The sequence below is a fragment of the Halocynthiibacter sp. C4 genome, assembly GCF_028823805.1.
Lineage (GTDB): Bacteria > Pseudomonadota > Alphaproteobacteria > Rhodobacterales > Rhodobacteraceae > Falsihalocynthiibacter > Falsihalocynthiibacter halioticoli.
Window position 1 is genome coordinate 135,519 of record NZ_JAPEIE010000001.1, and the last position, 15,383, is coordinate 150,901.

Annotated in this window: 11 protein-coding genes; all 11 read left to right on the forward strand. The window is 53.0% G+C overall.

Annotated features, from left to right (window positions below; all coding sequences use genetic code 11):
* The first annotated feature begins 84 nt into the window (after positions 1 to 84).
* The 11 genes from OU789_RS00655 to OU789_RS00705 all read left to right on the forward strand — a co-directional run bounded on the left by OU789_RS00655 (position 85) and on the right by OU789_RS00705 (position 15,052).
* Positions 85 to 1,050, forward strand: a complete 966-nt coding sequence (locus OU789_RS00655) for a hypothetical protein (protein ID WP_274652418.1) — start codon at positions 85 to 87, stop codon at positions 1,048 to 1,050.
* Positions 1,051 to 1,153: 103 nt separating this feature from the next.
* A complete protein-coding gene (secE, locus tag OU789_RS00660) occupies positions 1,154 to 1,357 on the forward strand; it encodes a preprotein translocase subunit SecE (protein WP_263955030.1) in 204 nt (67 codons plus the stop codon).
* Between the two features lie 185 nt (positions 1,358 to 1,542).
* A complete protein-coding gene (gene nusG, locus OU789_RS00665; RefSeq protein WP_263955019.1) occupies positions 1,543 to 2,076 on the forward strand; it encodes a transcription termination/antitermination protein NusG in 534 nt (177 codons plus the stop codon).
* A gap of 126 nt (positions 2,077 to 2,202) precedes the next feature.
* Positions 2,203 to 2,628, forward strand: a complete 426-nt coding sequence (rplK, locus tag OU789_RS00670) for a 50S ribosomal protein L11 (protein WP_263955020.1) — start codon at positions 2,203 to 2,205, stop codon at positions 2,626 to 2,628.
* A gap of 2 nt (positions 2,629 to 2,630) precedes the next feature.
* On the forward strand, positions 2,631 to 3,329 hold the full coding sequence (gene rplA / locus OU789_RS00675; RefSeq protein ID WP_263955021.1) for a 50S ribosomal protein L1: 699 nt from the start codon (positions 2,631 to 2,633) through the stop codon (positions 3,327 to 3,329).
* A 237-nt stretch (positions 3,330 to 3,566) separates the two neighbouring features.
* On the forward strand, positions 3,567 to 4,082 hold the full coding sequence (gene rplJ, locus OU789_RS00680) for a 50S ribosomal protein L10 (protein ID WP_263955022.1): 516 nt from the start codon (positions 3,567 to 3,569) through the stop codon (positions 4,080 to 4,082).
* A 69-nt stretch (positions 4,083 to 4,151) separates the two neighbouring features.
* Complete coding sequence (gene rplL, locus OU789_RS00685; RefSeq protein ID WP_263955023.1) at positions 4,152 to 4,532, forward strand: 50S ribosomal protein L7/L12; 381 nt, start codon at positions 4,152 to 4,154, stop codon at positions 4,530 to 4,532.
* Positions 4,533 to 4,770: 238 nt separating this feature from the next.
* Entirely contained in the window at positions 4,771 to 8,907 is a 4,137-nt protein-coding gene (rpoB, locus tag OU789_RS00690) for a DNA-directed RNA polymerase subunit beta (protein WP_274652422.1), read from the forward strand.
* A gap of 48 nt (positions 8,908 to 8,955) precedes the next feature.
* Entirely contained in the window at positions 8,956 to 13,200 is a 4,245-nt protein-coding gene (rpoC, locus tag OU789_RS00695) for a DNA-directed RNA polymerase subunit beta' (RefSeq protein ID WP_263955025.1), read from the forward strand.
* 134 nt (positions 13,201 to 13,334) lie between these two features.
* Entirely contained in the window at positions 13,335 to 14,147 is an 813-nt protein-coding gene (locus tag OU789_RS00700) for a glycosyltransferase (protein WP_274652426.1), read from the forward strand.
* Positions 14,144 to 15,052, forward strand: a complete 909-nt coding sequence (locus OU789_RS00705; RefSeq protein ID WP_274652428.1) for a DMT family transporter — start codon at positions 14,144 to 14,146, stop codon at positions 15,050 to 15,052. The genes OU789_RS00700 and OU789_RS00705 overlap by 4 nt, the downstream gene beginning before the upstream one ends.
* The last annotated feature ends 331 nt before the right edge of the window (positions 15,053 to 15,383 follow it).

The following is a 15,383-nucleotide window of genomic DNA, read 5'->3' on the forward strand; positions in this document are numbered from 1 at the left end:
TTTCATCCACATCGTTGCTCGTTCTTTTTCTGGTATAGAAAGAGATGCTGCGCTTAAGCGCGCCTTAAAGCCGAGGGTGATGGGATGACCTCAACCAATTCAACGCACCTCTGTGAATTGAGCTTGCATGTCGGTGCTCATAAAACGGCAACGACTCATCTTCAGCAAACGTTCAAAAAGAACAATGATCTGCTCCTAAGCGCCGGCGCTAAGTTCTATGGACCGAAAGAGCTTCGTGATGACTCAATCCAGTTTAGTGAACGGCTGGGTCTAAAGATTCCGTCAAGCTTAAGTGACGGTAATCGAGGAGGGCGATCGACGGGTGAGTCAGAGCGACGCAAAGTCCAAGACTCGCAGAAACTGAACATGCCGGCAATGATTGGCGAATATGAACGGGTAATAATCTCCGAAGAGAACCTCATCGGGCCGTATGTGCGACCGGAGAAGGAATTGAGCGGCAGGTTGTACCCACGATCAGATATGTGGCTGAGAGAATTCGCGAAGTGCATCCCGGAAACACCGGTAAATCTCTACTTCTCTACGCGGATGATCGCAGATCACATTGCCTCTCAATATGCCCAAAAATTGAAGGCTGGGGTTGGGATTAGTTTCCGAAACTATGCGACGAAAATTGATTGTTTTGGGCCGTTATGGGCTGACGTAATTGAGCGGTTTTCGAAGATTGAGGGAATCGAGCAAATTTACGTTTGGCGGTATGAAGATTATAAAGATGTTCATCGCAAAGTGATGAGCTTAATGGCAGGAAGCGATGAACTGATCTCTCGGTTTGATGTGATCTCTAAGCGGTCAAACCTCGGCCTTTCGCAGCGCGCTGTAGACGAGATCCTGTCATATACTCCTGAGAAAGATGATGGCTGCTCTAATCGTTCCGCGATAGCCAAAAGTATCCGAGATGATTTTCCAATTTCGGACGAGAATCCAAAGTTTGCCCCTTGGAGCGAGACGGAACTGGCGGCATCTGCTGAAGCGTATGAAGAAGATATCGACCGCATTTGCGAATTGCCAAAGGTGACGCTTATCACGCCATAGTTCCGGTATGGTTTCCGAAACATCCCTTGCCCGCCTTGCCAAGGTCCGGGCAATGGCATATATCCCCGTGGTCGCATATGGCGAATGGTTAAAAGGCAGCACGATGGCAGCAAAACGCACAAACCCGCTTCAGTTTATTCAACAGGTCCGTTCGGAAGGGTCAAAAATCACCTGGCCGACACGCCGTGAAGTGGCTTTGACAACAGCTATGGTATTTGTAATGGCGGCGTTGTTTGCGACCTTCTTCTCGTTGGTTGATCTTTCGATCCGTTCGTTGCTGCAATACGGGCTGAGCTTTTTCGGCTAAGGAATTCGCCGCTATTGGGTTGAATTCCGTGGCTTTCGGGGCTAATCCAAGCGGCAACATCAAAGAGGGCGTGCAGCGATTCGGGTTGCGCGCTGTTTTTTGTTCTGGGTTGGAGTGATCTAACCGTTTGGAATTTATACACCTTTTCGGGTTCTGCCCGAGGTTGAGACAAGGACTGAAGCAAGATGGCAAAGCGCTGGTATTCGGTGAGCGTACTCTCGAACTTCGAGAAAAAGATCGCCGAAGCAATTAAACATGCAGCTGAAGAAGCCGGTCTTGAGGATCAGATCGAGGAAGTTCTTGTTCCGACCGAAGAGATTATCGAGGTGCGTCGCGGCAAGAAAGTGACAACCGAGCGCCGCTTTATGCCGGGCTATGTTCTGATCCGTATGGAGATGAGCGACGAAGGATATCACCTTGTGACGTCGATCAACCGCGTGACTGGTTTCCTCGGCCCGCAGGGGCGTCCGATGCCGATGCGCGACGCTGAAGTGAACCAAATTCTCAACCGTGTTGAGGAAGGTCTTGAAGCGCCACGTACGCTTATTCACTTCGAAACTGGCGAAAAGGTACAGGTTACCGACGGTCCGTTCGAAGGGTTCGACGGCATGGTCGAGGAAGTGGACGAAGAAAACAGCCGCCTGAAGGTGACTGTAAGCATTTTTGGCCGGGCAACGCCGGTCGAGTTGGAATTCACGCAGGTTTCGAAAGAAGCCTAGTGTGCGTCGCGCGGGCTGTGGCTTGCGCATCAATGTGGGAGGGGAGCCGAGCGCGCTTGGCAATCCGGACCACACAACCAAAGACGGCGAAACGCGTTTCGTCGAAGTTGAAGAAGGAGAGGCCAGATGGCCAAGAAGATTGCTGGCACTATGAAGCTGCAGGTTCCTGCAGGTAAAGCCAACCCAAGCCCCCCCGTCGGTCCTGCACTGGGTCAGCGCGGCATCAACATCATGGAATTCTGTAAGGCGTTTAACGCCAAGACGCAGGATCTTGAGCCTGGTGCGCCATGCCCGACCGTGATCACTTATTACCAAGACAAATCCTTCACTATGGATATCAAGACTCCTCCGGCGTCTTACTTCCTGAAGAAGGCTGCGAAGATCACTTCCGGTGCGAAAACACCTAGCCGTGAGACCGTTGGTACTGTTTCTGCGAAGCAAGTTCGCGAAATTGCAGAAGCCAAAATGAAAGACCTGAACGCAAACGACATCGATGCTGCTATGCAGATCATCATGGGTTCTGCGCGTTCCATGGGCATCGAGGTAAAATAATCATGGCGAAGCTTGGAAAACGTACAGCCGCTGCTCGCGAAGCATTTGCTGGTAAAGCCGACGTAACAGTTGAAGAAGCTGTTGCTCTGGTTAAATCCGCCGCTACTGCAAAATTCGACGAAACTGTCGAGATTGCGATGAACCTTGGTGTTGACCCACGCCACGCTGACCAAATGGTTCGCGGCGTTGTTGGTCTGCCAAACGGCACAGGTAAAACTGTTCGTGTTGCTGTATTTGCTCGTGGCCCGAAGGCTGACGAAGCAAAAGAAGCTGGTGCGGATATCGTTGGTGCAGAAGACCTGATGGAAGTCGTTCAGGGCGGCAAGATCGAATTCGATCGCTGCATTGCGACTCCTGACATGATGGGCGTTGTTGGCCGTCTTGGTAAGGTGCTTGGCCCACGTAACCTGATGCCAAACCCACGCGTTGGTACCGTGACTATGGACGTAGCTGACGCTGTGAAAGCAGCAAAAGGCGGCGAAGTTCAGTTCAAAGTTGAAAAAGCTGGTGTGGTTCACGCTGGTGTTGGCAAAGCGTCCTTCTCCGAAGAGGCACTGGTTCAAAACATCCGCGCATTCGTTGATGCGGTTGCAAAGGCCAAGCCATCGGGCACAAAAGGCGCCTATATGAAATCTATCGCTGTGAGCTCGACAATGGGCCCTGGCGTAACCGTCAACGTGGATAACGCTGCCGGAAACTAATTTGGTGGGGCAACCTGCCAAATGATGGGGCCGCTGATTTGGCCCCATCCTGTCCGAGACGGAGGGTGGTTCGAAAGAGCTATAAATCCTTCCTGAGATGGGGAACGAGACAAATTTCCGAGGGTTGCCTCGGGTGATCTGGCCTCGGGACCCTGAAATTGGACCCGAACGGCCCAAACCCAAAATGGGGGCGGGTCAAACTGAGCCGGGGGGAAACCCCCAAATTTGGAGAAAACTGTGGATAGAGCACAAAAAGAACAGTTGGTCGAAGAGCTCGGCCAAATCTTTGACAGCTCTGGCGTCGTAGTGGTTTGCCGCTACGAAGGTCTCACGGTTGCTGAAATGCAAGACCTGCGTACTCAAATGGGTGCGGCTGAAGGGTCTGTTCGCGTTGCCAAAAACAAGCTCGCCAAGATCGCCCTTGAGGGTAAGCCCTGCGCAAGCATTGCTGACTATCTCAATGGCATGACTGTACTCGCTTACTCTGAGGACCCTGTGGCTGCGGCCAAGGTCGTCGAGAAGTATTCCAAAGAGAACTCCAAGCTGGAGATCCTCGGCGGTGCTATGGGCGAGACAGCACTGGACGTCGCCGGTGTGAAAGCCGTTGCTGCGATGCCATCTCGCGAGGAGCTTATCGCTTCCATCGTGGGCTGTATCGGAGCGCCAGCTTCCAACATCGCCGGTGCCATTGGCGCGCCTGCAAGCAACATCGCGAGCATCTTGTCTACTGTTGAGGACAAGGCTGCTGCTTAAGCAACATGAGCCTTCGTGGGGAATATCCTTACACGTTGGAACACAACTTAATCGAACGGAAACAGTATAATGGCTGATCTGAAAAAACTTGCTGAAGAGATCGTAGGTCTTACACTTCTCGAAGCACAAGAACTGAAAACTATCCTTAAAGACGAGTATGGCATCGAGCCTGCTGCTGGTGGCGCTGTAATGGTTGCTGGCGGTGCAGACGCTGGTGGTGCTGCTGGTGGCGAAGAGAAAACAGAATTCGACGTAATTCTGAAAGCGGCCGGTGCTTCCAAAATCAACGTGATCAAAGAAGTTCGCGGCATCACAGGTCTCGGCCTGAAAGAAGCCAAAGAGCTCGTTGAAGCTGGTGGCAAAGCCGTTAAAGAAGGCGTCTCGAAAGAGGAAGCCGAAGAGATCAAAGGCAAGCTCGAAGCAGCTGGCGCTGAGGTCGAAGTTAAGTAATTGGGCGGGGCGTTCGCTCCAACCGTTACTGGAATTGGCTGGATCCGGGATTTTCCGGGTCCAGCTTATCGCGTCTTAGAAAAGGCCTGTGACGCAGGCAGTTTGTAAGGAGCGGTTCAATGGATCGGGCGGAATCGGTGGGACGGTTCCGAGAATAGATCCGAATGCTCTGTTTTGCGGTGCGCCCGGGATGCCCGACCTGGACGTGATCGCGAAAATCTGAAAGGTGACCACGCACATGGCTCAATCCTACCTTGGCCAAAAACGGCTTCGCAAATATTTTGGCAAAATCCGCGAAGTACTTGAGATGCCGAACCTTATTGAGGTTCAGAAGTCTTCGTATGATTTGTTTTTGAAATCCGGCGATCAGCTTCAGCCACTTGATGGCGAAGGGATCAACGGTGTTTTCCAATCGGTCTTTCCGATCAAAGATTTTAACGAAACATCCATTCTTGAGTTCGTAAGCTACGAGCTTGAAGAACCGAAATACGACGTTGAGGAATGTCAGCAACGCGACATGACCTACAGCGCACCTCTCAAGGTGACGCTGCGCCTGATCGTGTTTGATATTGATGAAGACACCGGCGCGAAATCGGTTAAAGACATCAAAGAACAAGACGTGTTCATGGGCGATATGCCCCTGATGACACCAAACGGCACGTTTGTTGTAAACGGCACAGAGCGCGTCATCGTTTCCCAGATGCACCGTTCGCCCGGCGTTTTCTTTGACCACGACAAAGGCAAAACCCACTCTTCGGGTAAGCTTCTGTTCGCATGTCGGATTATTCCTTACCGTGGCTCTTGGCTCGATTTCGAATTCGACGCCAAAGATATCGTTTACGCTCGTATCGACCGTCGCCGCAAACTTCCTGTTACCACGCTGCTTTATGCGCTTGGTCTTGACCAGGAAGGCATCTGCGATGCGTATTATGATACCGTTGATTACAAGCTCAAGAAGAACAAAGGTTGGGCAACCAAGTTCTTCCCTGAGCGTGTGCGCGGTACACGTCCGACGTTTGATCTTGTTGACGCGAAAACAGGTGAAGTCATTGCCGAAGCAGGCAAGAAAATCACTCCACGCGCCGTTAAGAAACTGATCGAAGAAGGTAAAGTCACAGAGCTTCTGGTTCCGTTTGACAATATCCTCGGCAAGTTTGTTGCACGTGACATCATCAACGAAGAAACCGGTGCGATTTATGTCGAAGCTGGTGATGAGCTGACCTACGAGTACGACAAGGCTGGCGAGATCATCGGTGGTTCGCTCAAAGAACTGCTTGATGCGGGTATCACTGATATTCCGGTTCTCGACATCGACAACATCAACGTTGGTCCTTACATCCGCAACACAATGGCCGCCGATAAGAACATGAGCCGCGAATCCGCGCTTATGGATATCTATCGCGTCATGCGTCCGGGCGAGCCGCCCACCGTTGATTCTGCGTCCGCGCTGTTTGACACGTTGTTCTTTGACAGCGAGCGTTACGACCTTTCTGCGGTTGGTCGCGTTAAGATGAACATGCGTCTTGATCTTGATGCAGAAGACACACAGCGGACCCTTCGCAAAGAAGACATTATCGCCTGTGTGAAAGCGCTGGTGCAGCTTCGTGACGGGCACGGCGATGTGGACGATATCGACCACCTCGGTAACCGTCGTGTGCGCTCTGTTGGCGAACTCATGGAGAACCAGTACCGCGTTGGTCTGTTGCGTATGGAGCGCGCGATCAAAGAGCGTATGTCTTCGGTTGAAATCGACACAGTCATGCCGCAAGACCTGATCAACGCGAAACCGGCTGCTGCTGCTGTTCGCGAATTCTTCGGGTCGAGCCAGCTGTCGCAGTTCATGGACCAAACCAACCCGCTTTCAGAGGTGACACACAAGCGTCGTCTCTCCGCGCTTGGGCCAGGTGGTCTGACACGTGAGCGTGCGGGCTTTGAGGTGCGCGACGTGCATCCAACGCACTATGGCCGCATGTGTCCGATTGAAACGCCGGAAGGGCCGAACATTGGTCTGATCAACTCGCTCGCGACATTCGCGCGTGTGAACAAATACGGCTTTATCGAAACGCCATACCGCAAGGTTGTGGACTCTACAGTGACCGATGAGGTTCACTACATGTCCGCAACTGAAGAAATGCGCCACACTGTTGCGCAGGCGAACGCTCATCTTGATGAAAACGGCAAGTTCCAAAACGATCTTGTGTCGACTCGTCAGTCCGGCGAATACACTCTGAGCCCTGCTGGCAATGTTGATTTGATCGACGTTTCGCCAAAACAGCTCGTCTCGGTAGCTGCTTCGCTTATTCCGTTCCTTGAAAACGACGACGCCAACCGCGCTCTTATGGGCTCGAACATGATGCGTCAGGCTGTGCCGCTGCTCCAAGCAGAAGCACCGCTTGTTGGTACAGGTATCGAAGAGGTTGTGGCTCGTGACTCTGGCGCGGCCATCATGGCGAAACGTGCTGGTATCATCGACCAAGTTGATGCGCAGCGTATCGTTGTGCGTGCGACTGCTGATCTTGAGCCGGGTGATCCGGGTGTAGACATCTATCGTCTCCGCAAGTTCCAGCGTTCCAACCAAAACACATGCATCAACCAGCGCCCGCTGGTGAAAGTAGGCGACAAGGTAGGCAAGAACGAGGTTATCGCTGACGGTCCGTCTACGGATATCGGTGAACTCGCGCTTGGTAAAAACGTGATCGTCGCGTTTATGCCTTGGAATGGTTACAACTACGAAGACTCCATTCTGATCTCCGAGCGTATCGTTCGTGACGACGTCTTTACTTCGGTTCACATCGAAGAATTCGAAGTTGCGGCGCGTGATACAAAACTCGGCCCAGAGGAAATCACTCGCGATATTCCAAACGTTGGTGAGGAAGCCCTGCGCAACCTCGACGAAGCGGGTATCGTTTACATCGGTGCTGAAGTTCAGCCTGGTGACATCCTCGTTGGTAAGATCACACCAAAAGGCGAAAGCCCGATGACACCGGAAGAAAAGCTTCTGCGTGCTATCTTTGGTGAGAAGGCTTCGGATGTTCGCGATACATCGCTCCGCGTGAAACCGGGTGATTTCGGGACCGTTGTGGAAGTTCGCGTCTTTAACCGCCACGGCGTGGAAAAAGATGAGCGTGCCCTTCAGATCGAGCGTGAAGAAGTCGAACGTCTTGCACGTGACCGTGATGACGAGCTGACAATCCTTGACCGCAACATCTATGCCCGCCTGAAGTCTATGGTTCTGGGTAAAACTGTTGCCAAAGGTCCAAAGGGTGTCAAATCCGGCTCCGAAGTGACCGAAGAGCTTTTGGAAACACTTTCCAAGGGTCTGTGGTGGCAGCTTGCGCTTGAGGACGAAGACGCGGCGAAAATCGTTGAAGCTCTGCACGCTCAGTACGAAGTGCAGAAAAAGGCGATGGAAGCACGCTTCGAAGACAAGGTTGAGAAGGTTCGCCGCGGCGATGATCTGCCTCCTGGCGTGATGAAGATGGTCAAAGTCTTTGTCGCTGTGAAGCGCAAGCTTCAGCCGGGTGATAAGATGGCCGGTCGCCACGGGAACAAAGGTGTTATTTCCAAGGTTGTACCAATGGAAGATATGCCGTTCCTCGCCGATGGTACGCCGGTTGACTTCTGTCTGAACCCTCTTGGTGTGCCTTCGCGTATGAACGTTGGTCAGATCCTTGAAACTCACATGGGTTGGGCCAGCCGTGGCCTTGGTATCCAGATTGACGACGCGCTTCAGGAATACCGCCGCTCTGGCGATATGACACCTGTTCGTGACGCCATGAAGGTCGCCTATGGTGATGCCGTCTATGACGAAGGTATCGCAGAGATGGACGAGGATCGGTTGATCGAAGCTGCGGGCAACGTAACCCGTGGTGTTCCGATCGCGACACCTGTGTTTGATGGTGCCAAAGAAGCAGACGTGAACGACGCGCTGAACCGCGCTGGCTTCGATGTTTCTGGCCAGTCGATCCTTTATGATGGCCGTACCGGTGAGCAATTTGCCCGCCCAGTTACGGTCGGTGTGAAGTATCTTCTCAAACTGCACCACCTCGTGGACGACAAAATCCACGCACGTTCAACCGGGCCTTACAGCCTTGTTACGCAGCAACCTCTGGGCGGTAAGGCTCAGTTCGGTGGCCAGCGTTTCGGGGAGATGGAAGTCTGGGCGCTCGAAGCTTATGGCGCTGCCTATACCCTGCAAGAGATGCTGACAGTGAAGTCGGACGACGTTGCAGGCCGGACCAAGGTTTACGAAAGCATCGTCAAAGGCGACGACAATTTCGAAGCTGGCGTACCGGAAAGCTTCAACGTGCTTGTGAAAGAAGTCCGTGGCCTCGGCCTCAATATGGAACTCCTGGATGCGGAGGATGACGAGTAGAGCACCCGCTCTCTCGTCTCCCCTTCCCCTGATTAAAAGGAACGCAAAATGAACCAGGAACTGACAAACAACCCGTTTAACCCTCTTGCTCCGCAAAAGACCTTTGATGAAATCAAAGTGTCGCTTGCTTCGCCAGAGCGGATCTTGTCGTGGTCTTTCGGTGAAATCAAAAAACCGGAAACAATCAACTACCGTACGTTCAAGCCAGAGCGTGACGGCCTTTTCTGTGCGCGTATTTTCGGGCCAATCAAAGACTACGAATGTCTTTGTGGCAAGTATAAGCGCATGAAGTATCGCGGCGTTGTCTGCGAGAAATGTGGTGTTGAGGTTACGCTTCAAAAAGTGCGCCGTGAGCGCATGGGCCACATCGAACTCGCAGCACCTGTTGCGCATATCTGGTTCCTCAAGTCGCTCCCAAGCCGGATCGGCCTGATGCTTGATATGACGCTCCGTGATCTTGAGCGCATTCTCTACTTTGAAAACTATGTGGTGATCGAGCCGGGTCTGACCGACCTGACATACGGTCAGCTCATGAGCGAAGAAGAGTATATGGACGCTCAAGATGCGTTCGGTATGGACGCCTTCACTGCGGGTATCGGTGCGGAAGCAATCCGCGAGATGCTCTCGATGATCGATCTTGAGTCCGAAGCCGAAACGCTCCGCGCCGATCTGGCCGAAGCAACTGGCGAGCTCAAGCCCAAGAAGATCATCAAGCGTCTCAAGATTGTTGAAAGCTTCCTTGAGTCCGGCAACCGCCCTGAGTGGATGGTGATGACCGTGATCCCTGTGATCCCGCCAGAGCTTCGTCCGCTCGTGCCGTTGGATGGTGGGCGTTTTGCGACGTCTGACCTCAACGATCTTTATCGTCGGGTTATCAACCGGAACAACCGTCTGAAGCGTCTTATTGAGCTTCGTGCGCCTGATATCATCGTGCGTAACGAAAAACGGATGCTGCAAGAGTCGGTCGATGCGCTGTTTGACAACGGCCGCCGCGGTCGTGTGATTACAGGTGCGAACAAGCGTCCGCTGAAATCGCTCTCTGACATGCTTAAGGGTAAGCAAGGCCGTTTCCGTCAAAACCTTTTGGGTAAGCGCGTCGACTTCTCTGGCCGTTCTGTGATTGTGACTGGTCCAGAGTTGAAGCTGCATCAATGTGGTTTGCCCAAGAAGATGGCGCTCGAACTTTTCAAGCCGTTCATCTACAGCCGCTTGGAAGCCAAGGGCCTGTCTTCAACCGTTAAGCAAGCGAAGAAACTCGTTGAAAAAGAGCGTCCAGAAGTATGGGACATTCTTGACGAGGTGATCCGCGAGCACCCAGTGATGCTGAACCGTGCGCCAACGTTGCACCGTCTTGGTATTCAGGCGTTTGAACCAACGCTGATCGAAGGCAAAGCGATCCAGCTTCACCCGCTCGTATGTTCTGCGTTTAACGCTGACTTTGACGGTGACCAAATGGCGGTTCACGTTCCGCTGAGCCTTGAAGCCCAGCTTGAAGCGCGTGTTCTGATGATGTCGACAAACAACGTTCTGTCGCCAGCAAACGGTTCGCCGATCATCGTTCCGTCGCAGGATATGATCCTTGGCCTCTATTATATCTCGCTGATGCGCGAAGGTATGAAGGGCGAGGGCATGGTCTTTGCTGATGTTGACGAAGTTCAGGCTGCTCTTGATGCGGGTGAGGTTCATCTGCACGCCAAGATCCAAGCGCGTATTCCTCAGATTGATGAGGAAGGCAACGAGATCATGGTTCGCTATGAGACCACTCCTGGCCGTGTTCGCCTTGGCGCACTGCTGCCAAAGAACGCGAAAGCGCCGTTTGATCTGGTGAACAACCTTCTTCGGAAGAAAGACGTTCAGAACGTGATCGACACTGTTTACCGTTACTGCGGTCAGAAAGAGTCGGTTATCTTCTGTGACCAGATCATGACCATGGGTTTCCGTGAAGCGTTTAAAGCCGGTATTTCCTTCGGCAAGGACGACATGGTTATCCCTGACTCCAAGTGGCCCATCGTTGATGAAACACGCGATCAGGTTAAAGACTTCGAACAACAGTACATGGACGGTCTGATTACTCAGGGCGAGAAGTACAACAAAGTTGTTGATGCTTGGTCGAAGTGTAACGACAAAGTCACCGATGCGATGATGTCGACTATTTCGGCAACTCGTACCGATGAGAATGGCGCGGAAATGGAGCCGAACTCGGTTTACATGATGGCTCACTCCGGTGCGCGTGGCTCGGTTACTCAGATGAAACAGCTCGGCGGGATGCGCGGCCTGATGGCCAAGCCGAACGGCGACATCATCGAGACACCGATCATCTCGAACTTTAAAGAAGGTCTAAGCGTTCTTGAGTACTTCAACTCGACACACGGTGCCCGTAAGGGTCTGTCTGATACCGCGCTGAAAACAGCGAACTCCGGTTATCTGACACGTCGTCTGGTTGACGTTGCCCAAGACTGTATCGTGCGCGAGCATGATTGTGGCACCGAGACTTCCATTACTGCAGATATCGCGGTTAAGGATGGCGAAGTTGTTGCAAGCCTTGGCGAACGTGTTCTTGGTCGCGTTGCTGGTGAAGACGTAGTTAACCCTGGCACGGACGAAGTTATCGTTTCGAAGAACGAGCTGATCGACGAGCGTAAAGCAGACCAGATCGAGGCCGCTGGCCTGACAACGATCCGCGTTCGCAGCCCGCTAACCTGTGAAGCTGAAGAAGGCGTTTGCGCCATGTGCTACGGCCGTGACCTTGCGCGCGGTACTTTGGTGAACCAAGGCGAAGCCGTCGGTATCATCGCGGCGCAGTCCATCGGTGAGCCGGGTACACAGCTTACAATGCGGACCTTCCACATTGGTGGTGTTGCGCAGGGTGGTCAGCAGTCGTTCCAAGAAGCAAGTCATGAAGGCACAATCGCCTTCTCGAACGACGCGCTTCTCGAAAACGCGGCTGGTGAGCTCGTTGTGATGGGTCGTAACATGCAGCTTGCAATCATCGGCGACGATGGCGAAGAGCGCGGCAGCCACAAGGTGACTTATGGTTCCAAGCTTCACGTCAAAGCCGGTCAGAAAGTATCGCGTGGCGATAAGCTCTACGAATGGGATCCATACACGCTTCCAATCATCGCGGAGAAGGCCGGTACAGCGAAACTGGTTGACCTGATCAGCGGTATTTCGGTTCGTGACGATACCGATGACGCAACCGGCATGACCCAGAAGATCGTGACCGATTGGCGCGCTGCGCCGAAGGGTAACGAGCTGAAACCTGAAATCTTCATCATCGGTGACGATGGCGAGCCTCTGCGCAACGACGCAGGCAACCCAGTGTCCTATCCGATGTCTGTGGATGCGGTTCTTTCTGTTGAAGAAGGCACCAAAGTTCAGGCTGGTGACGTGGTTGCGCGTATCCCGCGCGAAGGGTCCAAAACCAAGGATATTACCGGTGGTCTGCCACGGGTTGCGGAACTCTTTGAGGCACGTCGCCCCAAAGATCACGCGATCATCGCAGAAGTTGACGGTTATGTTCGCTTTGGCCGCGACTACAAGAACAAGCGTCGCATTTCGATCGAGCCTGCAGATGAGAGTCTGGAGCCAGTCGAATACATGGTGCCAAAGGGTAAGCACATCCCAGTTGCCGAAGGTGATTTCGTTCAGAAGGGCGATTACATCATGGACGGTAACCCGGCTCCGCACGATATTCTTGCGGTTATGGGTGTTGAAGCTCTGGCCAACTACATGGTCGACGAGGTTCAGGATGTGTACCGTCTGCAAGGTGTGAAGATCAACGATAAGCATATCGAAGTGATCGTGCGCCAGATGCTGCAAAAATGGGAAATCCTTGATAGCGGTGAAACAACGCTTCTCAAGGGTGAGCATGTTGATAAGGCCGAGTTTGACGCCGCCAACGCAAAGGCAGAGGCCGCTGGTCGCCGCCTTGCTTCGGGTGAGCCAATCCTTCTCGGTATTACCAAAGCATCGCTGCAAACGCGTTCGTTCATCTCGGCGGCGTCGTTCCAAGAGACAACCCGCGTACTTACCGAGGCCTCCGTTCAAGGTAAGCGCGACAAACTGGTTGGCCTCAAGGAAAACGTCATCGTGGGTCGCTTGATCCCTGCGGGTACTGGTGGGGCAACCCAGCAAATCCGTGCGGTTGCTGTGAAACGCGATAACGCCGTGATTGAAACGCGTCGTGAAGAAGCAGAGCAGGCCGCTGCGTTGGCCGCACCTGTTCCAACCGAAGACGAGATCATCGGTGGTGATGTGTTCAAGAGCGACATCCCAGAGAGCCGCGAAGACTAAAAGTCTTTAGCACTCGTTGAAATTGGCCCCCTCGCTGAAAGGTGAGGGGGCCTTTCTTTTTGGGACAGTGATTTCTTGTCTGGGAAATCTGCTTTCCCGCGACTAGGTTGAGCGAAACAACCGCGAGTGTTTGCATGCCGTCGGATTTCAACAACCAAATAATAGGTCTTGTTCGCTTCTCCTTTCCTGCGCTTTCGGGGTTCGGGAAAGGTGGACAAGATATTGCCGAGCGCGAGGCATTCCTCTTTGATCCGGCACGTTTGGAGCGGCGATTCTACCTGTTTGAAAAGCTGTGCTTGCCGTCTCTGTTGGCGCAAACCGATCCGGATTTTACAATTTTGTTTCTGATCGGAGAGCGGATGCCGCCAACTGCTGTCGCTCGCCTTGCGAGGTTGATCGCTCCGCTTAAAGATGCGCGCATCATTCAACGACAAAGCGGTCATAACTATGGTGCGGTATGCAAGGCATTCGACGAAGTTGGCGCGGTCGGCTTTACCCATCGCACGAGTTTTCGTTTAGATGACGATGACGCGCTGTCTTGTTCTTACATTGAGCGGCTCAAACGGACTGCGCGAGACTTGAAACCAATGTGTCGGCCCGAACGCCCCGTTGCGATCGCGTTTAACCGCGGCTTCTATGTTGAGGTTCAAGAGGGTGAGAATACTGTTATCGACGCAAACGAACGAACGCCCGTTTCGGTTGGCTCGGCGTTATTCGCTGAAGTGAGCGAGCCGCAGAATATCTATGCACGCAATCATCGTTTTCTTGGTCAGTTCTTTAATCTGTATTCCGACGTAGGTGCCCCTAATTTCATTCGGACGATCCATGCTGATAACGATAGCAAACCGTCTATTGTGGGGCTTTCGAACATGATGTCGCCCCAGACAATCGCCGAGGAAATCGCAGCAAGCTTTCCCTTTGATTTAGCAGAATTGAAATCCCTATGACCGTCGAAACGCCCCAACGCGAGAACTTACAAGGTGTAGGTATGATGACGGCTTCTATGGCGGGTTTCGCTATAAATGATGCGTTCATGAAGCTCGTGCTCGAAAACGTGCCGTTCTACCAAGCCATTGTGCTTCGCGGGCTTGCGGTTACGTTTATGTTGGTGCTGATCGGGCTGTACCTACGGAAGCTGGATTTTCGCCTGTCTCGGCGCGATGGGAAGCTCGTGCTTTGGCGGTGTGTGGGCGAGGTCGGCGCGACCTATTTCTTCATCACCGCACTTATTCACATGCCAATTGCGAATGTGACGGCTGTTTTGCAATCGCTCCCCTTGACTGTCACCTTGGCAGGGGCGGTGTTCATGAAGGAACCATTGGGCTGGCGACGCTTTTCAGCAATTGTAGCTGGGTTTATGGGGGTTCTGCTCATTGTCCGTCCTGGCGCGGACTTTGACGTCTACGCCCTCTATGCGCTGGGGGCGGTCGCCTGTGTGACCTTGAGGGATTTGTCCTCTCGGCGTCTACCTGGGCATATATCGACTTGGACGGTCTCGGTCTTCGCTGCCATCTCGGTTACGCTTTTTGGTTTGGTCGGAAGTCTGTTTGAGCCGTGGGAGCCGGTATCTGCATCATCATTTGGATTACTGGCAGGAGCGACCCTCTGTCTGATCGGTGCCTATGTGTTTAGCGTGAGTTCGATGCGCACCGGAACTTTGGCTGTTGTGACGCCTTTCCGATATACGGGAATCCTCTGGGCGATTATCTTGGGCGTCGTGGTATTTGGCGACTGGCCCGATACGCTGACCATCATAGGAATCATTATTGTCGTCGGGTCTGGTTTGGTTACGCTATACCGCGAGCAGGTCATGTTGCGTCGGAAGATTGATTCCCGCGTGACACGGATTTAGCTTGGGTTTGGCGCTCGAAACTCAAAGTAGACAGGCAGTTTTCAATGATACGCGCTATTTTTTGCCTGCTTCGCAAGAGTTGATGTATTTGCGGCCATAGTCGTGTTGACAACCACCGCGACTCCTCATAAACAGCGGCCACTTGGCACGGGTGTATTCCCATTTGCCGTTGTCAGAACCGAAGTGGTCACGATCCGGGCCTAACAGCTCCGATCCTCTGAATGCCCGCCGCGTCGTTCCCGAGAAAGGGGAATGGATGTGGTTTTTTGCGTTGTGTAAACGGGAAACGCCTACTCGCCTGCGGGGTTTCGCCTCGTTTTTGATAATTTTG

Coding starts and splice junctions, on each gene's coding strand:
- OU789_RS00655 (WP_274652418.1), top strand. CDS start 85: ATGACCTCAACCAATTCAACGCACCTCTGTGAATTGAGCTTGCATGTC.
- secE (WP_263955030.1), top strand. CDS start 1,154: ATGGCAGCAAAACGCACAAACCCGCTTCAGTTTATTCAACAGGTCCGT.
- nusG (WP_263955019.1), top strand. CDS start 1,543: ATGGCAAAGCGCTGGTATTCGGTGAGCGTACTCTCGAACTTCGAGAAA.
- rplK (WP_263955020.1), top strand. CDS start 2,203: ATGGCCAAGAAGATTGCTGGCACTATGAAGCTGCAGGTTCCTGCAGGT.
- rplA (WP_263955021.1), top strand. CDS start 2,631: ATGGCGAAGCTTGGAAAACGTACAGCCGCTGCTCGCGAAGCATTTGCT.
- rplL (WP_263955023.1), top strand. CDS start 4,152: ATGGCTGATCTGAAAAAACTTGCTGAAGAGATCGTAGGTCTTACACTT.
- rpoB (WP_274652422.1), top strand. CDS start 4,771: ATGGCTCAATCCTACCTTGGCCAAAAACGGCTTCGCAAATATTTTGGC.
- rpoC (WP_263955025.1), top strand. CDS start 8,956: ATGAACCAGGAACTGACAAACAACCCGTTTAACCCTCTTGCTCCGCAA.
- OU789_RS00700 (WP_274652426.1), top strand. CDS start 13,335: ATGCCGTCGGATTTCAACAACCAAATAATAGGTCTTGTTCGCTTCTCC.
- OU789_RS00705 (WP_274652428.1), top strand. CDS start 14,144: ATGACCGTCGAAACGCCCCAACGCGAGAACTTACAAGGTGTAGGTATG.